The 20,787-nt window shown below is 65.1% G+C and carries 18 protein-coding genes; 7 read left to right on the top strand and 11 right to left on the bottom strand.

Annotated features, from left to right (window positions below):
* Nucleotides 1-132 precede the first annotated feature (132 nt).
* The 3 genes from hpaD to QMZ05_RS34835 all read left to right on the top strand — a co-directional run bounded on the left by hpaD (nucleotide 133) and on the right by QMZ05_RS34835 (nucleotide 3,800).
* Nucleotides 133-1,116: a 3,4-dihydroxyphenylacetate 2,3-dioxygenase gene (gene hpaD / locus QMZ05_RS34845; protein WP_353704862.1), complete on the top strand. Its 984-nt coding sequence runs from the start codon at nucleotides 133-135 to the stop codon at nucleotides 1,114-1,116.
* A 152-nt stretch (nucleotides 1,117-1,268) separates the two neighbouring features.
* A complete protein-coding gene (locus QMZ05_RS34840; protein ID WP_353704861.1) occupies nucleotides 1,269-2,147 on the top strand; it encodes a fumarylacetoacetate hydrolase family protein in 879 nt (292 codons plus the stop codon).
* A gap of 24 nt (nucleotides 2,148-2,171) precedes the next feature.
* Nucleotides 2,172-3,800: a thiamine pyrophosphate-dependent enzyme gene (locus tag QMZ05_RS34835; protein ID WP_353704860.1), complete on the top strand. Its 1,629-nt coding sequence runs from the start codon at nucleotides 2,172-2,174 to the stop codon at nucleotides 3,798-3,800.
* Here QMZ05_RS34835 and QMZ05_RS34830 read toward each other — a convergent pair.
* From QMZ05_RS34830 to QMZ05_RS34785, 10 genes are all read right to left on the bottom strand, one after another.
* On the bottom strand, nucleotides 3,797-5,011 hold the full coding sequence (locus QMZ05_RS34830; protein ID WP_353704859.1) for an MFS transporter: 1,215 nt from the start codon (nucleotides 5,009-5,011) through the stop codon (nucleotides 3,797-3,799). The two genes, QMZ05_RS34835 and QMZ05_RS34830, sit on opposite strands and share 4 nt — an antisense overlap.
* 205 nt (nucleotides 5,012-5,216) lie before the next feature.
* Complete coding sequence (alkB, locus tag QMZ05_RS34825; RefSeq protein ID WP_353704858.1) at nucleotides 5,217-5,870, bottom strand: DNA oxidative demethylase AlkB; 654 nt, start codon at nucleotides 5,868-5,870, stop codon at nucleotides 5,217-5,219.
* Between the two features lie 13 nt (nucleotides 5,871-5,883).
* Nucleotides 5,884-6,627: a 2OG-Fe(II) oxygenase gene (locus tag QMZ05_RS34820; protein WP_353704857.1), complete on the bottom strand. Its 744-nt coding sequence runs from the start codon at nucleotides 6,625-6,627 to the stop codon at nucleotides 5,884-5,886.
* Between the two features lie 254 nt (nucleotides 6,628-6,881).
* Nucleotides 6,882-7,568: a DUF2848 domain-containing protein gene (locus tag QMZ05_RS34815; protein WP_353704856.1), complete on the bottom strand. Its 687-nt coding sequence runs from the start codon at nucleotides 7,566-7,568 to the stop codon at nucleotides 6,882-6,884.
* Complete coding sequence (locus QMZ05_RS34810; RefSeq protein ID WP_353704855.1) at nucleotides 7,561-8,910, bottom strand: amidase; 1,350 nt, start codon at nucleotides 8,908-8,910, stop codon at nucleotides 7,561-7,563. The genes QMZ05_RS34815 and QMZ05_RS34810 overlap by 8 nt, the downstream gene beginning before the upstream one ends.
* Before the next feature lie 97 nt (nucleotides 8,911-9,007).
* A complete protein-coding gene (locus QMZ05_RS34805; RefSeq protein WP_353704854.1) occupies nucleotides 9,008-9,727 on the bottom strand; it encodes an ABC transporter ATP-binding protein in 720 nt (239 codons plus the stop codon).
* The gene (locus QMZ05_RS34800) at nucleotides 9,717-10,445 is read right to left on the bottom strand and encodes an ABC transporter ATP-binding protein (protein ID WP_353704853.1); all 729 of its coding nucleotides are present in this window, start codon (nucleotides 10,443-10,445) and stop codon (nucleotides 9,717-9,719) included. The genes QMZ05_RS34805 and QMZ05_RS34800 overlap by 11 nt, the downstream gene beginning before the upstream one ends.
* The gene (locus QMZ05_RS34795) at nucleotides 10,435-11,355 is read right to left on the bottom strand and encodes a branched-chain amino acid ABC transporter permease (RefSeq protein ID WP_353704852.1); all 921 of its coding nucleotides are present in this window, start codon (nucleotides 11,353-11,355) and stop codon (nucleotides 10,435-10,437) included. The genes QMZ05_RS34800 and QMZ05_RS34795 overlap by 11 nt, the downstream gene beginning before the upstream one ends.
* Nucleotides 11,348-12,271: a branched-chain amino acid ABC transporter permease gene (locus tag QMZ05_RS34790; protein ID WP_353704851.1), complete on the bottom strand. Its 924-nt coding sequence runs from the start codon at nucleotides 12,269-12,271 to the stop codon at nucleotides 11,348-11,350. The genes QMZ05_RS34795 and QMZ05_RS34790 overlap by 8 nt, the downstream gene beginning before the upstream one ends.
* A 46-nt stretch (nucleotides 12,272-12,317) precedes the next feature.
* Nucleotides 12,318-13,580 carry an amino acid ABC transporter substrate-binding protein gene (locus QMZ05_RS34785; protein WP_353704850.1) on the bottom strand — a complete coding sequence of 421 codons (1,263 nt, stop codon included), beginning with the start codon at nucleotides 13,578-13,580 and terminating at the stop codon, nucleotides 12,318-12,320.
* 241 nt (nucleotides 13,581-13,821) lie between these two features.
* On the opposite strand from QMZ05_RS34785, the gene QMZ05_RS34780 reads away from it, so the two are divergent.
* The 4 genes from QMZ05_RS34780 (at nucleotide 13,822) to QMZ05_RS34765 (ending at nucleotide 17,685) form a co-directional block, all read left to right on the top strand.
* Nucleotides 13,822-14,235 carry a Zn-ribbon domain-containing OB-fold protein gene (locus QMZ05_RS34780; RefSeq protein WP_050420086.1) on the top strand — a complete coding sequence of 138 codons (414 nt, stop codon included), beginning with the start codon at nucleotides 13,822-13,824 and terminating at the stop codon, nucleotides 14,233-14,235.
* A gap of 4 nt (nucleotides 14,236-14,239) precedes the next feature.
* Nucleotides 14,240-15,379, top strand: a complete 1,140-nt coding sequence (locus tag QMZ05_RS34775) for a thiolase (protein ID WP_353704849.1) — start codon at nucleotides 14,240-14,242, stop codon at nucleotides 15,377-15,379.
* A gap of 110 nt (nucleotides 15,380-15,489) precedes the next feature.
* Nucleotides 15,490-16,404 carry an SDR family oxidoreductase gene (locus tag QMZ05_RS34770; RefSeq protein ID WP_028338734.1) on the top strand — a complete coding sequence of 305 codons (915 nt, stop codon included), beginning with the start codon at nucleotides 15,490-15,492 and terminating at the stop codon, nucleotides 16,402-16,404.
* Between the two features lie 234 nt (nucleotides 16,405-16,638).
* The gene (locus QMZ05_RS34765) at nucleotides 16,639-17,685 is read left to right on the top strand and encodes an SMP-30/gluconolactonase/LRE family protein (RefSeq protein WP_353704863.1); all 1,047 of its coding nucleotides are present in this window, start codon (nucleotides 16,639-16,641) and stop codon (nucleotides 17,683-17,685) included.
* Between the two features lie 117 nt (nucleotides 17,686-17,802).
* On the opposite strand, the gene ppc is transcribed toward QMZ05_RS34765, so the two are convergent.
* Entirely contained in the window at nucleotides 17,803-20,610 is a 2,808-nt protein-coding gene (gene ppc, locus QMZ05_RS34760) for a phosphoenolpyruvate carboxylase (RefSeq protein WP_353704848.1), read from the bottom strand.
* Between the last annotated feature and the right edge of the window lie 177 nt (nucleotides 20,611-20,787).

Genomic DNA, 20,787 nt, shown 5'->3' with positions numbered 1-20,787 from the left:
GAAACCAAACACGTCTCGCTCGCACGCGGGACGCACAAGATTCAAAAACTGGGAATTTAGCCAGCACTGTCATTGCGGGGCGACGCTTAGCGGCGAGCCCGGAATGACGGACCACAAATTGAGGAAACACCGATGCCCGTTCCGACGCACGTTTTCGATCCGCCGTTCAACATTATCCGCTGCAGCCATGCCGTGCTCGATGTCACGGACCTCGACAAGAGCGCGATCTTCTACGAGAAGACGGTCGGCCTCCATGTCGAGGACCGCGACGACAAGTCGGTGTATCTGCGCGCCAGCGAGGAGCACCAGCATCACTCGGTTGTGCTGCGCAAGGCGGCGAAGGCCGCCTGCAACCGGCTCGGCTTCAAGGTCGGCAATGACGGCGACCTCGACAAGGCCGCCACTTTCTGCTCGGAAAACGGCATCAGCTACGCTTTCGTCGATCAGCCGTTCCAGGGCCGCACGCTGCAATTCACCGATCCGTTCGGCTTCCAGATCGAGCTCTACGCCACGATGGAGAAGCGCCCGCATCTGCTGCGGCGCTACGATCTCTACAAGGGCTGCCATCCGCAACGGCTCGACCATTTCAACGTGTTCGCCGCCGAGGTGCAGGACACCGTCGATTTCTACGCCCGGCTCGGCTTCCGCCTCACCGAATATGCCGAGGAGGACGGCGACAACGGCCGCATCGCCGCTGCCTGGATGCATCGCAAGGGCAATGTCCACGACTTCGCCATCACCAATGGCAAAGGCCCGCGCCTGCACCACATCGCCTATTGGGTGCCGACCGCGATGAACATCGTGCATCTCTGTGACGTGATGGCCTCGTCCGGCTTCCTCAAGAACATCGAGCGCGGCCCGGGCCGGCACGGCATTTCCAACGCCTTCTTCCTCTACATCCGCGATCCCGACGGCCATCGCATCGAGCTCTACACCAGCGATTATTTCACCGGGGATCACGACCACGAGCCGCTGCGCTGGTCGCTGCGCGATCCGCGCCGCCAGACGCTGTGGGGCGCGCCGGCGCCGCGCTCCTGGTTCGAGGAGGGCTCGACCTTCGCTGGCCAAGCCGTGCGCGAGCCGCGCTTCGTCGCCGACGTGCTGGTTGCGGACTAGTCACGCCTCTCCCCACGTCGTCCCGGCGAAAGCCGGGACCCATAACCACCGAATTGAGTTGCTGAACGAATGTCTGGCCGCGTGCCCCTTCCAATGGCCGCGGAGTATGGGTCCCGGCTTTCGCCGGGACGACACCAACGAATGGATTGCTGATGCCCGCCCCTCGCCCTCGCCTCGCCACCTATTCCATCGATGGTGCCACCCGCTACGGTGTTGTGACTGACAATGGCGTCGTCGATCTCTCCGCACGCTTCGCGAAGGACTATCCGACCCTGCGTGAAGCGATCGCCGCCGGCGCGCTGACCCGACTCGTAGAGGACGCTGCCAAGCGATCGCCCGACCACGCGCTCGACGCGGTCACCTGGCAGGCGCCGATCCCCTCGCCGGACAAGATCATCTGCATCGGCGTCAACTATCCGGACCGCAATGCCGAGTACAAGGACGGCTCGGACGCGCCGAAGTACCCGAGCATGTTCCTGCGGGTGCCGCGCTCCTTTGTCGGCCACAACACGCCGGTGGTGCGGCCTCGCATTTCGCCGCAACTCGACTATGAGGGCGAGCTGGTGCTGGTGATCGGCAAGGCCGGCCGGCACATTGCCGAGAGCGCCGCGCTCGATCACATTGCCGCGATCACGCTCTGCAATGAAGGCACCATCCGCGACTGGGTGCGCCACGCCAAGTTCAACGTCACCCAGGGCAAGAACTTCGATTCCACCGGCAGCCTCGGCCCGTGGATCGTGCCCTACGCCAGCGAAGCGCAGATCGCCGACATCCGCCTGACCACCAAGGTCAACGGCGAAGTCAGGCAGGACGACCGCACCTCGCGCTTGATCTTCGGCTTCCGCTACCTCATCAACTACATCTCGACCTTCACGACGCTGGTTCCCGGCGACATCATCGTCACCGGCACGCCGACCGGAGCAGGTGCGCGGTTCGATCCGCCGCGCTACCTGAAGCCCGGCGATGTCGTCGAGGTCGAGGCCGAAGGCGTCGGCATCCTGCGCAACGGCGTCGTCGACGAAGCCAACTAACCTCGCAAGCAAGTGGACAGTGCCATGACCTCAACATCCGGCGGCGAAGCGATCGTCAACGGCCTCGTCGCGCACGGTGTCGACACCGTGTTCGGCTTGCCCGGCGCGCAGATCTACGGCCTGTTCGATGCGTTCCACCAGGCGCAGCTCAAGGTGATCGGCGCGCGGCACGAGCAGGCCTGCGGCTACATGGCGTTCGGCTACGCCCGCTCCTCTGGCAGACCCGGCGTGTTCAGCGTGGTGCCCGGCCCCGGCGTGCTCAACGCCTCGGCCGCGCTATTGACCGCGTTCGGCTGCAACGAGCCGGTGCTGTGCCTGACCGGCCAGGTGCCGACGCAATTCCTCGGCAAGGGCCGCGGTCATCTGCATGAGATGCCGGACCAGCTCGCGACGCTGCGCACCTTCGTAAAATGGGCCGACCGGATCGAATATCCCGACAACGCGCCCGCGATGGTGTCACGCGCATTCCAGGAGATGCTTTCGGGCCGCCGCGGCCCGGCCTCGCTTGAGATGCCTTGGGACGTGTTCACCCAGCGCACCCAGGTCGCGGCCGTCAAGCCGTTCGATCCGTTGCCGGCGCCGCAGCCGGATCCCGACCGCATCAAGGCGGCCGCCGATCTGATTGCCGGCAGCAAGGCGCCTATGATCTTCGTCGGCAGCGGCGCGATCGAGGCACGCGAGGAGATCCTTGAGCTGGCCGAGATGATCGACGCGCCGGTGGTCGCATTCCGCAGCGGCCGCGGCATTGTCTCCAATGCGCACGAGCTCGGGCTCACCATGGCCTCCGCCTACAAGCTCTGGCCGAAGACCGATTTGATGATCGGCATCGGCACCCGCATGGAGCTGCCGACGATGTCGCGCTGGCCCTATCAGCCGGCCGGGCTGAAATGCGTGCGCATCGACATCGATCCGGTCGAGCTGCGCCGCTGGCCGGCCGATGCCGGCGTGATCGCCGACGCCAAGGCCGGCACCGCCGACCTCGTCGCAGCCGTCCGCAAGGCCGGCTACAGCAAGACCTCAGGCCGCCGCGCTGCGATTCGCGAGGCGACCGCAGCCACCGAGCAGGAGATCCAGCGCATCCAGCCGCAGATGGCTTATCTGAAGATCCTGCGCGAGGTGCTGCCGGCGAACGCCATCGTTACCGACGAGCTGTCGCAGGTCGGCTTCGCCTCCTGGTACGGCTTTCCGATCTATGAACCGCGCACCTTCGTCACCTCGGGCTATCAGGGCACGCTTGGCTCGGGCTTCCCGACCGCGCTCGGCGCCAAGGTCGCCAACCCGAACAAGCCGGTGGTCGCGATCACCGGCGACGGCGGCTTCATGTTCGGCGTGCAGGAGCTCGCGACCGCGGTGCAGTTCAAGATCGGCGTCGTGACGCTGGTGTTCAACAACAACGCCTATGGCAATGTTCGCCGCGACCAGCGCGAACGCTTCGACGGCCGCGTCGTCGCCTCCGATCTGGTCAATCCTGATTTCGTCAAGCTCGCGGAGTCGTTCGGCGTCGGCGCCGCGCGCGTCACCTCGCCCGATCACTTCCGCCCGGTGCTGGAGAAGGCGCTCGCCGATGGCGGGCCCTATGTGATCTCGGTGGAAGTGCCTACCGATTCCGAGGTCTCGCCCTGGGCGTTCATTCACCCGGCGCGGAACAACTAGGCAGCTTTCACACCCCGTTGCAGCCGGGACGCGGCGATCACGAGCAGGCCGGCGCCGGCGACCGACCAGCAGGCGACCGGCGCCCAGTGCACCAGCGGCGCATAGTCCGGCAGCTTCTGCAGGCCGCCGGCCACCGCCGCCATCCGCGCGAAGGTCGCAAGCGCGAGCGCCGAGAACACGAGGCCCGTCACCTTGCCTTCGGCGCCGGTCTCGCCGATCGCAAGCGCGGCCGACACCGCGCTCATCAGCATGCACCCCCAGGCGGCGCCCGCCATGAACTGCGCCACGATCAGGACGTTGAGGCTGCCGGCGATTTCGGCGGCGACGATGGCGAATGCACCGAGAAGCCCCGCAGCGCCCATCACGATCAGCCCGCCGCGATGCTTGACGACGATGCTCGCCGGAAACATCGCGATGTTGAAGCCGATCCAGAACACCGGCATCAGCCATTGCAGATCGCTCGATTTGGCGAAGCGCAGATAGAACGGGGCGCTGTTGATGTTGAAGTGCAGCTGATAGCCGAGCGAGAGCAGCACCATCGACGCGATCAGGAACATCGGCACCGCCCCTAGCCGCCTCGCCGGCGGCGCAAGCCGCTCGGGTTGCACCTCGTCGGCGACGCGGCGTTCGATCCCCGAGAAGGCCAGCGCAGTCAGCAGCAGCACGACGCCCGACAGCACGAACGGCAGCCGTGCATCATGGTCGCGCAGCACGACGCCGAGATAGGGCGAGACCGCGCCCGCGATGCCGTAGCCCAGCATCGCCAGCGCGGCGAGGAACGGGATCGAGGGCTGCGCGCGATACTTGCCGAGCAGCGTCAGCGGCGGCGCGCGCAACGCCGACGATGTGACGGCCCAGATCACGATCAACCCGATCAGCCAGACCTTTGCGCCTGGCCCGGTGCCGGCGACGTAAGGCAGCGCGACGAAGGCGGCGCAGGAGATCGCGGCAAGGATGCCGACGAACAAGCCGAGACGGCCGACCAGGATCGATATCCGATCGGCAGCCATGCCCATCGCCGTATCTGTGATGGTGAAGATCGCCTGATCCATCATCAGGATCAGGATGACGGTCGAAGGCGCGATGCCGACATCGGCACACAGCTTGGGCAGGTAGATCAGGTAGGTGGTCCAGCCCAGCGTGAAGACAAGTTGCAGCACGGCGAGATAGACGCCGGTGCGGTTGACCGCGCGGTCGGCCTTGGTGGTCATCCGCGAAGTCTAGACCAGCTCTCCCATTTGCGGGAGGCCCTTGGTCTGACTGAAGCGACCAAGCAAAGGTACGCGCCGCCAAAATATCGAAAACAACCCCATGCAAAGGAGCAGCCAGGCGCTGGCACTCGGAAAAGCGCTTGACGCGTCGGGCAACTCAGGTGCATAATTCCATTATTCCGAAATATTGCCCGCTAAGCAGCAGCTAGCGCACCTTGCGGAAGGTCAGGTTGATACGCTGGCGGCCGAGCATGCCGTGCTCGCCTTCGGCCAGCGGCGCCACGCCGTGATAAAATAACCGTGACGGCCCGCCCCACACCGCAACATCGCCATGTTCTAACCGATAGCGGCGCGGCGTGTCGCTGCGCTTCAGGCTGCCGAACAGGAAGATCGCCGGCAGCCCGAGCGAGATCGAGACGATCGGCGCACCGTAGTCGAGCTCGTCCTTGTCCTGATGCAGCGACAGTTTTGCGCCGGGGACATAGCGATTGATCAGGCAGGCCTGCGGGGCGAAGTCGTTGAAGCCTGCTGCGGCTGCGGCGTCGGCGGCGAGCCCGCGCAGCACCTCCGGCATAACAGGCCAGTTCTGTCCCGAGTCAGGATCGATCGGATCATAGCGATAGCCGCTGGGATCGGAGACCCAGCCGACACTGCCGCAATTGGTCATCGCGACCGACATCCGGTGGCCGCCCGGCGTGATCAGGTGCCGGAACGGAGCCTGCTTGACGATCACGCGCAAGGCCGGGATCAGCTCGGCCTCGAACGGCCGAACAAAGCCGCGCAACAACACCGCACCGTCGGCGATTGTCTCGCGCGGCGGCCGTGCATCGCCAATTGTCTCGAACAGATCAGCGGCCACGCCTGTCTCGCACTCACTTCGCGTCGTGGAAGATCACACCAACGGTGTGGCGGTGGCCGGACCTGATCCGGCTGACGCCGTGGCGCAGATTGACACGATACGGCCCGCGTGTCCCCTGCACCGGACGATGATGCACGGCAAACGCCACCGCATCGCCCTTGGTGAGAGGCACCACCTCGGGCCGCGACTGCATGCGCGGCCGTTGCTCGGTCAGCACGAACTCACCGCCGGTGAAATCGCGCCCCGGCTGCGACAGCAGGATCGCGACCTGGATCGGAAACACGTGCTCGCCGTAGAGATCCTGGTGCAGGCAGTTGTAGTCGCCCTCGCCATATTGCAGCAGCAGCGGCGTCGGCCGGGTCTGCCCGGCATCATGGCAGCGCTTCAGGAATCCCGCATGCGAGGATGGATAGCTGATCTCGATCCCCATCGCCTGGTTCCAGCGATTGGCGGTCGCGGTCAGCCGCGCATACAGCGCCGGCCGCAGCTCCGCGATCAGGTCCGGCAGCGGATAGGAGAAGTACTTGTACTCGCCACGGCCAAAGCCGTGGCGGCCCATCACGACCTTGCTGCGGAACCGGCTGTCGTCGGGATAGAACGCGGCGATGGCGTCGCATTCCTCGGGAGTCAGCAGGCTGTTCAGGACGGCGCATCCCTGCCCGTCGAGATCGGTCGCGATCTGGTCCCAGTCGAGCGCGTCGACGCGGGCCGGAATGTCGGAGGTGGGGCGAGTGAGGATTTTGGCTGTTGCTGTCATGGGGCGGAATCTGGCCCATGAGCGCGGCCCGCGCCACCCGATTTCTGGCGGCGAGCATCCGCGACCAGCACCCCAATCTCACTGTCGTCCCTGCGAAAGCAGGGACCCATAGCCACCGTCGTCAATTGTTTGAGAAGGCTGGGGCCACAGCGTGCCAACCACAAAATCCTGTGGTTATGGGTCCCTGCTTTCGCAGGGACGACAGGTGGAGAAAGCGTCAGTCGCCCATCAACAAAACGATGCGCGGAAAGAGATCAGCCCCTCACCGGCAGCGTCACCACGTCGTAGCCGTGGCTGATCTTCCGCTTCAGCACCGGGTCTTCCAGCTCGAACTCGAAGCGGCTGGCGGGACGGATGCCGCCTTTGGCCGCGAAGGTGCCGCCGAACATGGCGCAGCCGTCGGGCAGTTTGCCGCCATCGAAGCCGCGCGCGATCAGGTCCTTCACCGGCAGCATGTGATCGAGCGTGCCTTCCTGGTAGAGCACGCGCTCACCGCCGATCACGGCCCAGGATCGCAGGATGAGCTGGTCCCAGTGGCCGATGACGTCCTCGAGCTCCCAGAGTTCGGAAGCCATCGGTTTGTCGCACACCTGCTTCGACACCGTGACGCTGTAGCTCTCGACCTTGCGGTCGGTATGGTCGGAGCCGCAGCCGACGAAGATGCGGCCCTGCCAGCCGATCAGCACGAACTCGACCTCGCCGCTGGAATCCTCGCCGCAGACCTCGATGGCGTCGGCGAAGGTGATCCGGCGCGCCGAGCAGCGGTAATAGATCGGCGTGGTCGCGGGCCGCGCGATGCCGAGTGCTTCGAGCTCGGCGATGTGCTTGTCACGGGCCACCGGATCGCGCCCGGTCCAGCCGGCGATCACGGCCTGCCGGATTTCGAGCGTCAGCGGCGTCGCGACGCCCTTGTCGTCGACATTGAAGGTGAGATCAAACACGGATGACGGCCTCCATTCCGGCCGCAAGCTCGAAGATGCGGCGATCAGAACCGCCCGCGGCGGCGAGCATCAGGCCGACCGGCGCCTCGCCCTCGCGATGCGCGGGCAGCGAGATCGCGCAGCCATCGAGCACGTTGATCAGCGAGGGATTACGCAGCGCGCGCAGGTTCTCGGTGGCGAACGCCTTGTCGTCGGCGAGGCTCGCGATGGTCGGCGGCAGGTTCGCGGTGGTCGGCAGCACCAGCGCGTCATAGGGCGCGATCCGCGCCTCGGTGCGGGCAATGAACGAGCGGCGCGCGTTGATGAGGTCGATATAGTCGGCCGCCAGAAAACCCTCGCCGCGCTGGATGCGCACGGCGACGCGCGGGTCGTAGATATCGCCCTTGCTGGCCAGCAGGAAGCGGTGCCAGGCATAGCTCTCGGCCGCGGAGAAACCGCCCTTGGTGTTCATCACGCCGACATCGAGCAGCTCAGGCACCTCGATGTGCTCGATCAGGGCGCCGGCGCGCGACAGCGCCGCTAGCGCGCGCTCGAAGGTTTTTGCGACGGCATCGTCGAGGTCATCGAGCGCGACCGTGGTCGGCACCGCGAGCCGCATGCCCTTGACCGGACGCGGAGCGATCGGCGTCACCGGCTCGTCGGCCAGCACCGCATCGAGCGCGGCGCAGCAGGCCACCGAATTGGCCAGCGGGCCGTAGCTATCGAGTGTGAACGACAGCGGCACGCCGCCGTCGAGCGGAATCCGGCGCTGCGTCGGCTTGTAGCCGACGATGCCGTTGAAGGCGGCGGGAATCCGGCAGGAGCCGCCGGTGTCGGTGCCGAGCGCGCCGAACGCCATGCCGTCGGCGATCGAGACCGCCGCGCCTGAGGACGAGCCGCCGGGCACATGGCCGGCGCTCCGGTTCCAGGCGCTCTTCGGCGTGCCGTAATGCGGATTGATGCCGATGCCGGAATAGGCGAACTCGGTCATGTTGGTGCGGCCGATCACGATGAAGCCGGCGCGCTTGAGCCGCGCCACGACGGGCGCATCGGCCTCCGCCGGGGCGGAATCCTCCAGCGCCCGGGAGCCCGCGCGGGTCACCTGCCCCTTGATGTCGAACAGATCCTTGATCGAGACCGGAATGCCGGCAAAGGGCGACGGCGCGGCGTTGGCCTTGCGCAGCCGGTCCATGGCGTCGGCGGCTTCCAGCGCCGCCTCGCGGTCGACATGGATGAAGGTGCGTTGGCCCTCGCCGGCGGGATCGGCGATCCTGGCGATGCATTGCTCGACGAGCTTGCGGGCAGAGGTGGCGCCGCTGGCGAGATCGGCGGCAAGGGAGGCGAGTGTCGGATTTTTCGGCATGGTTTTCACTTCACGGCTTGCACTTGATGGCTTCAGCTGATTGTCGCGCGAACCGGGGCCGATTTCCAGTGCGCCGGCCCCAAGCCTCGCATCACTATCACTTCAGCCCGAAATAGGCGCGGTGCAGCTCTTCATTGCCGCTCATCTCGGCAACCGTGCCGGAGAAGCGGATGCGCCCGCCTTCCAGCACGAACACGCGGGTGGCAATCTCAAGGAAGCCGATATTCTGCTCGGCAATCAGGAGTGCCAATCCGCGGCCCTGCAGGCTCGACAGGGCGCGCAGCACCTCCTTGACGAACAGCGGCGACAGCCCGGCCGAGGGCTCGTCCATGACCAGCAGCTTCGGCTCGGCCGACAGCGCCTTGGCGATACCAAGCATCTTGCGCTGGCCGCCGGACAGGCTGGAGGCCGGATCGCGGCGCTTGTCGCGCAGTACCGGAAACAGGCCGTACAATTCGTCGACCCGTGCGCCCGGATTGGCATGGCCCAGTGCCTGCGCGCCGACCCGGATGTTCTCCTCGATCGACAGATCGGGAAACACCGCGAGCTCGGACATGTAGGTCATGCCGCGCCTCATGCGATCCGAGGATCGCATTTTGGTGATGTCCTCGCCGCCGAGCTTGATGTTGCCGTTGCGGGCCTCGATCAGGCCGACCAGCGATTTCAGGAAGGTGGTCTTTCCCGCGCCATTGGCACCGAGCAGCAGCACGGTCTCGCCGGGGCGAACGTCGAGATCGACACCCCACAACACCTGCATGGTGCCGTAGCCGGCGTCGACGCCGGTGGCGCCCAGCAGCGGCGCTGCATCAGTGGGCATGCTCGCCTCCCAAAAACACCTCGATCACCTGCGGCTCGCGCACCGCGGTGGCAAGCGTGCCTTCAAAGATCTCCTTGCCCGCATTGAGCACGATGACGCGGTCGGTGATCTGTTCGATGAAGCCCATCAAATGCTCCACCACGATGATCGCCATGCCGGTCGCGGCCAGCGCCTTGATGCGGCCGGCGATCCAGTCGAGCTCCGCCGGGTTGAGGCCAGCCGCGAGCTCGTCGAGCAGTAGCAGCCGCGGCCGAGTGGCGAGCGCGCGGGTCAGGTCGAGCATCTTCTGCTGCGCACTGTTGAGATCGGCGGCGGGACGGTCGGCGACCTCCTTGAGCCGATATTCGTCGAGCAGCTCGGCGATCGACGGCGCGCCAGTCGCACCGCCATAGGCCAGCGCCACCTGGATGTTCTCGCGCACCGTGAGCGACAGGAACGGCTTTGGCACCTGGAAGGTGCGGTTGATGCCGCGGTGAACGAGTTTGTGCGAGGCGACGCCGCCCGAGGACGCGCCGTCGAACACGAACTCGCCGCCATCGGGCGCATAGAGGCCGGAAATCACGTTGATCGCGGTGGTCTTGCCGGAGCCGTTCGGGCCGACAAGGCCGAGGATCTCGCCGGGCACGACGTGAAAGCTCAGGCCATCGAGCGCGTGGAAGCCGCCGAAGCGCTTGACCAGCTTCGAGACCTCGAGGATGGGGGTTTTCTCAGGGGACATGCCACCCCCTGCGCGTTGCCAGCGACACCAGCCCTGCGGGCAGGAACAGCACCAGACCCATGATCAGGAGACCATAGATCAGCTGGAAATATTGCGGCGTGGTGAAGCCGATCAGATTGTAGATGCCGTAGAGGATCAGCACGCCGACGATCGGTCCGGTGATGGTGGCGACGCCGCCGAACAATGCGAACACGATCGCGAAGATCGAGAACTCGCCGGAGAACACGTTGTCCGGATAGAACACCGAGACGTACCAGGCGTAGATGCCGCCGGCGAGGCCGGCCACCAATGCCGAGGCGAGCCAGGCGATCACCCGCATCTTGATGATGTTGACGCCGGCCATCGAGGCCGACACCGCATCCTCGCGCACGGCCTGCAGCGCAAGGCCGAATGGCGAGTTCTTCAGATACACCACCGCACCGACAGTCAGCGCCATCACCACGACCGCCGCATAATAGGCGTGGGTTGGATTGAACGTGCCGGTGAGCGACACGCCGTAGGGCCCCTTGGTGATGCCCTCCAGCGCCGGGTTGGCGACGAAGTGCAACACCGCGAGCGAGGCCGCGAGGTTGGCGATCGCGAAATACGCGCCCGACAGCCGCAGCAGCGGCGTCAGCAACAGGCCGAGCAAGACCGCGACGCCGCCGCCGACCAGCACGGCGAGCGGCGCCGGCGTGTGCAGATGCATCACCATGATGGCAAAGCCATAGGCGCCGGCGCCGAAGAAGCCGACATAGCCGAACGGCAGATAGCCGGTGAAGCCATAGATGATGTTCACGCCTTGCGCGAGGATCAGGAAGATCACGAAGTTGAACAGCAGCAGATGGTTTTGATAGACGCCGGGCAGCAGCGCGAACACCACCACCAGCGGCGCCAGGATGAACAGCAGGTGTTTCGGGGCGTTATGCAACGCGCACCCGCCTTCCGAGCAGACCGCTCGGGCGCAACAACAGGATCACGATCAACAACACATAGGGCAGCAAGTCGGCCCAGGAACTGAGATAGGTCTGCACCAGCATGTAGCAGAGACCATAGACGACACCGCCGAGCGCGGTACCGAGCGGATTGCCGAGCGAGCCCAGCACGACGATCGCAAACGACGTCACCGTCGCATCGGCGCCGAACGCCGGCGTCACCGAGCCGAACATGAACGGCGCGAACACGCCGGCAACGGCCGCGATTCCGAGGCCAATGCCAAACGCCGCCGCCGAGACGCGATCGACGTCAATGCCGGTTGCCAAGGCCTCGTCGCGGCGTGACATCACCGCGCGGGTCAGGGTGCCGAGCCGCGTATGGTAGAGATAGAGGTAGACCAGCCCGATCGCGACGAGGCTGGTGATGGCCGCGATCACCCAGGGCGCCGGAAAGCCCTGCCCGAAGATCTGGATCGGCCCTGCCCCAGCGGCCTTGCCGCCGAACCACTTCACCTTGATGGTCGAGAACACGGTGCCGAGCAGGCGGCTCTGGATCGAGCGCTCGCTGGTGCCGGCGAAGATGGTGGTGACGGCTTCGATCACCTGCGAGAGGCCGAAGAACAGGATGATCGACAGCATTTCCGGATTGGCCGAGCCCTGCAGCCGCGGCACCAGCACCCAGTAAAGCAGCACGCCCGCGAGCACGAAGACCACGAAAGCCAGCGGCACCGCGAACAGCGGGTCGATGCCGGCGATGCCGACCACACCCAGCGCAATGAACGCGCCCAGCATCAGCATGTCGCCATGCGCAAGATTGACGATGCGCATGACGCCGAACACGAGATTGAGGCCGATGCCGACCAGGCTGAAATACAGCCCGAACAGCACGCCGGCAACGAGCGCATAGGTCATGCTATCGCCCGCCGCCGAAGGTTACGCCTGCCGCACTTAACCTGCATCACGGCGCCGGATAGATCGGCTTGCCGGTGGCGGTCTCGTGCGGATAGATCGAGACGAACTTGATGTGATCGTGTTCGTCGACCGTGAGCTGGCCGAGCGGCGTCAATTCGCCGATCTGGCCGCCGGTCTCGTCCAGCGCGAAGGTGCCGTCCAGCGTCTTGAGCTCGCCGCTGAGCGAAAACACCGCGCGGCGCAGCTCCATCTGGTCGAGGCTGGTCGCAACCGACAGGGTCTTCTCGATCACCAGCGCCGTGGTGTAGCCGGCCACCGCGTTGAAGCCGAACTCCATCTTGCCGTCGTTGTACTTCTTGGTCCAGGCGGCACGGAAATCCTTCATGTTCATCCCGAAATTGACGGGATAGTCCAGCTCGGACGGCGGCACGTAGGTCCAGATGTGCTCGAGGCCCTTGGCACCGACGTTCTTCTCGAGCAGCTCGGTCTCGAGGCCGGCATAGATCGCGAACAGCATCTTGAACTTGGTGCCGACGTCCTGGACGTTGCGCAGGAAGGCGATGTCGTTCGGCGCATAGCCGAAATGGATCACCGCGTCGGGATTGGCGTTGCTGATATTGTTGATGATGACGTTGTAGTTCGTCGTCTCGGTCGGAACGCCCTGATCGTAGACGATCTCGATCGGCGCGCTGGACTCCTTGACGAACTTGCGGAACGCGTTGGCCTGGGTGCCCGTGAACTCGTTGGTCGCATAGAGGATCGCGACCTTCTTGATGCCGAGGCCAGGTCCGTCATGGCTGATGAAGTCCGCGACCGGCTTCGGCCAGATCGTCGACACCGGATCGGCCATCAGTGCAATGTAGGGATTGTCCTTGGAGAAGAAGCTCGCGCCGGTACCGGTCTGGTCGAACAGGAACATCTTGTGATCGCGTGCGATCGCAACCGCCGGCGCCGTCAGCACCGATCCGGAATCGGCGACCAGCAGGTCGACCTTATCCTGGGTGATGAGCTGGTTATAAAGCGTCGAGGCGGTCGCGGTGTTGCTCTGGTCGTCATAGGAGACGAGCTTGATCGGGATCTTCTTGTCGAACGCCTTCACGAAGACGCCGCCCTCGGCGTTCTTCTGCTCGACCCACAATTTCAATGAGCTGTAGACCGGCATCGAGATCGAGGCATAGCGCCCCGAGGACGCATAGAGCGTGCCGATCTTGATCTCCGACGGTGCGTCGGCGGCCACAGCCTTCGTAACGCTGGCCTGCGTGGCAAATGCGAGGCTGGCAGCGAGTGCCGCGCCGATGATCCTCAGCATGATATTATCCTCCCGGGTATTTCTGACGTGTCTGGGCGTGTCTTGAGCCTGTCTTGGACGCGGCCCTTCTACGCGCCGGATCGAAGCGACACAAGCATCGCGGCCTTAGCAATTGTGCGAGGGGCGGAATATGCGGCATGCGCCGGACACAGGCCGCTGCGCGCAGCAAGGATGGACCGTTGACGGCCCTTGGTCCGATGGCGCATCAAGACTGTAACGATTTCGGGAGGAGACATCAGCCATGGCCGAGCCCGCGCGCGCGAAACCAAAACCGACACCTGAGACCCAGCATTTCTGGGACGGCACCAAGGCCGGCGAGCTGCGCCTGCAGCGCTGCGACGCCTGTGCCAATGTCTACTTTCCGCCGCGGCCGTTCTGCCCCTCCTGCGCCTCGCGCAAGGTCTCGGTGTTCAAGGCCAGCGGCAAGGGCAAGCTCTACAGCTACGTCATCAACCATCGCCCCGCCGCGCCGGGCTTCACCCCGCCTTATGCGATCGCGGTGGTCGAGCTCGACGAAGGCCCGCGCATGATGAGCAACATCATCGATTGTCCGCAGACGCCGGAAGCGCTCGAGCTCGACATGCCGCTCGAGGTCGCCTTCGAGGCGCTCGACGACAAGATCACCCTTCCCTTGTTCCGTCCGGCGAAGGGGTAACGCGATGCGCAGGAACCAGGTTGCCGTCGTCGGTGCGGCCGAAACCACCGAACTCGGCGTGATCCCGAACATGTCGCAGATCCAGCTGCACGCGGACGCGGCGCTGAATGCGATCGCGGATGCCGGCCTGAAGCTGTCCGACATCGACGGCTTCGCCACCGCGGTCGAGACCCCGCAGCAGATGGCGCACTATCTCGGCATCACGCCGACCTGGGTCGACGGCACCTCGGTCGGCGGCTGCTCCTTCATGCTGCATGTCCGCCACGCCGCCGCCGCGATCGAGGCCGGCCTCTGCAAGACCGTGCTGATCACCCATGCCGAGAGCGGCAAGTCGATGATCGGCAAGCAGCCGCGCTTCACCGCCCCCGACAGCCTAAACGGCCAGTTCGAATCGCCGTTCGGCGTCTACGGGCCGCCGAGCATGTTCCCGATTCCGGTGCTGCGTTTCATGAAGACGCATGGCATCACGCATGAGCAGCTTGCGATGGTCGCGGTCGTGCAGCGCGAATGGGCCGCGAAGAACCCGCGCGCCACCATGAAGGATCCGATCACGGTCGCCGACGTCCTGAACTCGCGGATGATCGCCTATCCGTTCCGGCTGCTGCAATGCTGCCTCGTCACCGACGGCGGCGGCGCGCTGATCCTGACCTCCGCCGACCGCGCCAAGGATTTCCCGCAAAAGCCGGTCTACATCCTCGGCACCGGCGAGAGCGTGGAAACACCGATGGTCAGCCAGATGAAGACGTTCGACTCGTCGCGCGCCTTCAAGGTGGCGGGCCCCCTCGCCTTCAAAGAGGCCGGCATCACCCACAAGGACGTCGATCACCTGATGATCTACGACGCCTTCGCGCATCTGCCGCTCTACGGCCTCGGCGACCTCGGCTTCATGCCCTATGAGGAAACCGGCAAGTTCATCGCCGACGGCAACACCCGCCCCGGCGGCAAGCTGCCGCTCAACACCAATGGCGGCGGCCTCAGCTACATGCACTCTGGCATGTACGGCATGTATGCGTTGCAGGAGAGCGTGCGGCAGATGCGCGGCATCGCACCGGCGCAGGTGCCGAACGCCAAGATCTCGGTCTGCCACGGCGTCGGCGGCATGTTCGCTGCAAGTGGCACGATCATCTTTGCGAACGAGAAGTAACCCAACCCGTCATTCCGGGGCGCGCGAAGCGCGAACCCGGAACCTCGAGATTCCGGGTTCGATGCTAGCGCATCGCCCCGAAATGACGGACAGAAACAAGGAGAACCCACATGGCAAAATCACTGCAGGATAAAGTCATCATCGTCACCGGCGCGGGCCGCGGCATCGGCCGAGAGATCGCGCTGCTTTGCGCGGCGGAAGGCGCCAAGGTCGTGGTCAACGATCCCGGCGGCGCGGCCGACGGTGGCGGCTCGAGCGCGGCGCCCGCCGAGGAGGTGGTCGAGGAGATCAAGAAGCGCGGCGGCACGGCGGTCGCCAATTTCGAGTCGGTGGCGGAAGCCATTCCTGCCAGCAAGATCGTGAAGACCGCGACCGATCATTTCGGCCGGCTCGACGGCGTCGTCAACAATGCCGGCATCCTGCGCGACATGATCTTCCACAAGATGAGCGTGGAAGCCTTCGAGGCCGTCATCAAGGTGCATCTGATGGGCTCGTTCTATGTCAGCCACGCCGCAGCGCGCATCTATCGCGAGCAGGAGTCGGGCTCGTTCGTGCACTTCACCTCGACTTCGGGCCTGATCGGCAATTACGGCCAGGCCAACTACGCCGCCGCCAAGCTCGGCATCGTCGGCCTCTCGAAATCGATCGCGCTCGACATGGGCCGTTTCAACGTGCGCTCGAACTGCGTGTCGCCGTTCGCCTGGACCCGCATGATCGGCACCATCCCGACCGAGACCGACGCCGAGAAGGCGCGCGTCGAGAAGATCAAGCAGATGGGCCCCGAGAAGATCGCGCCGGTCTGCGCCTATCTGCTGTCGGACGCTGCCAAGGACGTCACCGGCCAGATCTTCGGCGTGCGCATGAACGAGATCTTCCTGTTCGGCCAGCACCGTCCGGTGCGCTCGGTGCATCGCGGCGAAGGCTGGACCCCGGAGACGATTGCGGAACACGGCATGCCGGCGCTGAAGGGATCGTTCGCCAAGCTCGACCGCTCGGCCGACGTCTTCACCTGGGATCCGATCTGAACTTCGATCTGACAGTTTTATGAAAAAGTCGCCTCCGCGAAGCAGCGGGGGCGGCACACTCTTTGGTTGTTTCTTCATAGCGTGCCCGCATTGTGCCAGAATTGCGGGCGCATGATCGTCCTCCCCGATAACAAGAAACCTGGGAGGACTTTCGTGACAAATCCAAGCAACGCAACTCCAAGCAACACAGAGCAACACGAGAGCGACGGAACGAAGGCGTTCGACCGTCGGACCATTTTGCGCGGCGCAACCGCGCTTGCTGCAACCGCGATGGCGGCATCAGATGCATCTGCGCGCGACTACGGCCGCAACGCGGAACCGCAGCGTTATCCCGATCCGGATATCGTCGTGATCGACGACAAGCGCTTCAAGGCCAAGGTCGGCAACACCGCGATCAAGCGGCTGTACACCGGCTGCCTGTGGGCGGAAGGCCCGGCCTGGAACGCGCAGGGCCAGTATCTGGTGTGGAGCGACATCCCGGCCAACCGGCAGTTGCGCTATCTCGACGATGACGGCCACATCTCCGAGCAGTTCCACAAGCCGTCGAACGAAGCCAACGGCTCGACCTTCGATTTCGAGGGCCGGCAGATCACCGCCGAGCGCACGCGGCTGGTGCGTTACGAGCACGACGGAACCGTCACGTCCTTGGCGGAGCAGGCCAACGGCAAGCAGCTCAATGGGCCGAACGACATGGTCGTGCACCCCAACGACAAGTCGATCTGGTTCACCGATCCCGGCTACGGCGCCGTCTCGATCTATGAAGGTCAGCGTGCCAACACCGGCTCGAACCAGCCCTACCAGAAAGAAGCCGTCTATCGCATCGACGCCACGACCGGACAGATCACCAAGGTCTGCGACGAACCGTTCAAGCCGAACGGCATCGCCTTCAGCCACGACTACAAGAAGGTCTATGTCTGCGACACCGGCATCACGCACTACCCGAACGCGAAGAACATCGTCTGGCAGTACGACCTCAACGGCGACAAGCTGTCCAACCCGCGCACGCTGATCGACATGACGCTGGACGGCAAGTCGGGCTTCCCGGACGGCATGCGCGTCGACATCGACGGCAATATCTGGGTCGGCGCCGGCTGGGTCGGACCGGGCTATGACGGCGTCCAGGTGTTCGCGCCCGACGGCCAACGCATCGGCCAGATCCTGCTGCCGGAAACTTGCGCCAACCTCACCTTCGGCGGCAGGAAGCGCAACCGACTGTTCATGACGGCGAGCCAGTCGCTGTATGCGGTGTATGTGGAGACGCGGGGCGCGCACAACTGCTGATGGACTTGCCTTCCGTCGTCATTGCGAGGAGCGAAGCGACGAAGCAATCCACCTCACCGCTTGCGGCCCAATGGATTGCTTCGCTGCGCTCGCAATGACGGCGTTAGCATCACCGCCTTAGCCGCTGTTTCGCAGCCCCGCCGAGATCCCGTTGATCGTGATCTGTATCCCGCGCAGCACCTGCTCGTCCGGGTTTTGCGCGCGATGCTCCTTCAACAGCTCGACCTGCACATGGTTGAGCGGATCCATGTAAGGGAAGCGGTTGCGGATGCCGCGTTCCAGCAGCGGGTTGCCCTGCAGCAGCCGGTCATGGCCCATGATGTCGAGCAGCGTCTCGATCGAGAGGTGCCACTCGCGGCGGATCTCGCCGAAGATCTTCTCGCGCAGCGCGACGTCGGACACCAGCTCGGCATAGCGCGAGGCGATCGCGATCGAGCTCTTCGCCAGCACCATGTCCATGTTGGACAGCAGCGTGCGGAAGAACGGCCATTCCCGGTAGAGCTCCTGCAGGAACGGCATGCCCTGCTCCGGATGCTCAGCGATCCAGGTCTCGACTGCAGCGCCGAAGCCATACCAGCCCGGCAGCATCAGCCGGCACTGTGCCCAGGAGAACACCCAGGGGATCGCGCGAAGATCCTCGATCTCGCGCGTCTTCTTGCGCGAGGCCGGACGGCTACCGATGTTCAAGGTCGCGATCTCGTTGATCACGGTCGAGCCCCAGAAGTAGTCGGCGAAACCCGGTGTCTCGTAGACGAGCCGGCGATAGGCCTTGAAGGCGAGCGCCGAGATTTCCTCCATCGCCTTGAGATATTCGGGGCGCGGCGCGCTCCGCCGCGGCTGCAGCAGGCTGGTTTCCAGCGTCGCCGCGGCGAGGATCTCCAGATTGCTGCGGCCGACCTCGGCATTGGAATATTTCGAGGAGATGATCTCGCCCTGCTCGGTGATGCGGATCTGGCCGTTCACCGCGCCGCCGGGCTGCGCGATGATCGCATCATAGCTCGGGCCGCCGCCGCGGCCGACCGAACCGCCGCGGCCGTGGAACAGGCGCAGCCGCACGCCGTGGCGCTCGAACACCTCGACGAGGCCGATCTCGGCCTTGTAGAGTTCCCAGCCCGAGGTGACGAAGCCGCCATCCTTGTTGCTGTCGGAATAGCCGAGCATCACCTCCTGCACACTGCCGAGACTGTCCACCAGCTTGCGGTAGTCGTGCAGCACCAGCATGCGGTCCATGATGCCGCTCGATGCCTGCAGGTCCTCGATGGTCTCGAACAGCGGCACGATGTTGACGGCGCCGCGGCCGGACGGATTGACCAGCCCGACCTCCTTCAAGAGCACCGCGACCTCGAGCATGTCGGACATGCCCTGGCACATCGAGATGATGCATTGGGAGATCACCTCGGGACCGAATTTGGCGTGCGCCTCGGCCGCGGCGCGGAACACCGCGAGCTCGCTTTGGGTCTCCTCGGAATATTTGACGAAGGGCGAGGCCAACGGCCGCGCGCTGCGCAGCTCGCCGAGCAGCAGGCTGACGCGCGCATCCTCGCCGAGCGCCAGATAGGACATGCCGGGATTGGCGGTATCGAGCAGCTCGGCGACGGTGCGCTCATGCACCGCCGAGTTCTGGCGGATGTCGAGCCGCGCCAGATGGAAGCCGAAGCAATCCACCGCGCGCCGCAACTGCCGCAGCCGGCCGCGCGCGATCACGCCGGAATTGTTCGCGATCAGCGAACGGTTGAGCACATCGAGATCGGCCTGGAATTCCCTGACGGTCGCATAGGGCTCGGCTTTTCCGACCGGCGGCCGGGTGGTCTCGACCTCGAGCCGCGTCGCTGTGGCTGCGAGCCGCGCATAGATGCCGGAGACCGCCAGGCGATAGGGCTCGCCGCTGCGATGCGGCGAGGTGTCGGGCGAACGCTCGGCAAGGATCCGCAGCTCCTCCGAGACGTCAGCGAGATGCGCTGCCAGCGATAGCTCGGCGCCGAGCGCGTGCAGTTCCTCGAGATAGAAGCTGAGCACCCGGCTCGACTGCAGCCGCAGCGTGCCGCGCATCACCTCTGCGGTGACGAACGGATTGCCGTCGCGATCGCCGCCGATCCAGCTTCCCATCCTGAGGAACGAGGCGAGATCGCCGCCCTCGCCGCCCTCCTTGTTCAGCCGGTCCTCCAGCGCGCAATGCAGCCGCGGCACCTCTTGCAGGAAGGTGTAGTCGTAAAACGACAGGCCGTTGGCGACCTCGTCGAGCACGGTCAGCTTGGTCCGGCGCAGCAGATTGGTCTGCCATAGCGTCACGACCGCACGGCGCAGCTGCTCGTCGCTGGCTTCGCTCTCCTCCGGCGTCATCTGCAATCGCTCGCGGCGGTCGAGCAGATCGGCGATCTCCATCTCGCGGTCCATCGTGCTCTTGCGGCGGACCTCGGTCGGATGCGCGGTCAAGACCGGGCTGACCAGCGCGCTCTTGAAGAAGCTGCGCAGGTCGGCCGGGCTGATGCCGGCCTGGCGGGCATGCACCAGCGTCTGCTCCAGCGTGCTCGGCCGCGGCGCCCCGCTCGGGCCGCGGCTGCGCATCTGGCGGATGTTGTTCTGGTCCTCGGCAATGTTGGCGAGGTGAGAGAAGTAGCTGAACGCGCGGACGATCCGCAGTGTCTCGGCGATCGACATGCCGTCGAGGATGCCTTCCAGCTCCCGCCGGGCCAGCTTGTCCTCGTCGCGATGGAACCGGACCGAAGTCTGGCGGATGCGCTCGACCAGGTCGAACACGTCGGCCCCTTCCTGGTCCCGCACGGTGTCGCCCAGGACGCGCCCCAGCAGCCGGATGTCGTTGCGCAGCCGCGCATCCTCCTCCTGTGCAGTCGCTTCGAGAAGGCTGGCTTCCGCAGCGCTTTTGGCACGGATTTCGGTCTCGGAAGGCAAGATCTGGGGAGACATGGCGTGGCTACTCCAGAGGCTGCCCGGCTCCTCCCGAGTGTGCGCTTTTTTTGCCGCAGCGCAAGATGAACTTGCGCGGTGCACCACCGCCGTCGTCCCTGCTTTCGCCCTAGGGCATGCACAGATCTGATGCGACAGATTGACTCGGACGCTGAGCCTGGGATTCCAGAATCGGCA

Source organism: Bradyrhizobium sp. INPA03-11B, assembly GCF_040446015.1.
Classification (GTDB): Bacteria; Pseudomonadota; Alphaproteobacteria; order Rhizobiales; family Xanthobacteraceae; genus Bradyrhizobium; species Bradyrhizobium macuxiense_A.
The sequence above is the reverse complement of the archived record's forward strand: the minus strand, read 5'-3'. Positions and strand labels throughout refer to the sequence as shown.

Bases quoted from the DNA above. Each gene is read 5' to 3' on its own strand.
- QMZ05_RS34810 (WP_353704855.1), bottom strand. From the start codon at position 8,910: ATGCCGAAAAATCCGACACTCGCCTCCCTTGCCGCCGATCTCGCCAGC.
- ppc (WP_353704848.1), bottom strand. From the start codon at position 20,610: ATGTCTCCCCAGATCTTGCCTTCCGAGACCGAAATCCGTGCCAAAAGC.
- QMZ05_RS34775 (WP_353704849.1), top strand. From the start codon at position 14,240: ATGCGCAGGAACCAGGTTGCCGTCGTCGGTGCGGCCGAAACCACCGAA.
- QMZ05_RS34780 (WP_050420086.1), top strand. From the start codon at position 13,822: ATGGCCGAGCCCGCGCGCGCGAAACCAAAACCGACACCTGAGACCCAG.
- QMZ05_RS34830 (WP_353704859.1), bottom strand. From the start codon at position 5,011: ATGACCACCAAGGCCGACCGCGCGGTCAACCGCACCGGCGTCTATCTC.
- hpaD (WP_353704862.1), top strand. From the start codon at position 133: ATGCCCGTTCCGACGCACGTTTTCGATCCGCCGTTCAACATTATCCGC.
- QMZ05_RS34805 (WP_353704854.1), bottom strand. From the start codon at position 9,727: ATGCCCACTGATGCAGCGCCGCTGCTGGGCGCCACCGGCGTCGACGCC.
- QMZ05_RS34840 (WP_353704861.1), top strand. From the start codon at position 1,269: ATGCCCGCCCCTCGCCCTCGCCTCGCCACCTATTCCATCGATGGTGCC.
- QMZ05_RS34770 (WP_028338734.1), top strand. From the start codon at position 15,490: ATGGCAAAATCACTGCAGGATAAAGTCATCATCGTCACCGGCGCGGGC.
- QMZ05_RS34800 (WP_353704853.1), bottom strand. From the start codon at position 10,445: ATGTCCCCTGAGAAAACCCCCATCCTCGAGGTCTCGAAGCTGGTCAAG.
- QMZ05_RS34820 (WP_353704857.1), bottom strand. From the start codon at position 6,627: ATGACAGCAACAGCCAAAATCCTCACTCGCCCCACCTCCGACATTCCG.
- QMZ05_RS34790 (WP_353704851.1), bottom strand. From the start codon at position 12,271: ATGACCTATGCGCTCGTTGCCGGCGTGCTGTTCGGGCTGTATTTCAGC.
- QMZ05_RS34785 (WP_353704850.1), bottom strand. From the start codon at position 13,580: ATGCTGAGGATCATCGGCGCGGCACTCGCTGCCAGCCTCGCATTTGCC.
- QMZ05_RS34835 (WP_353704860.1), top strand. From the start codon at position 2,172: ATGACCTCAACATCCGGCGGCGAAGCGATCGTCAACGGCCTCGTCGCG.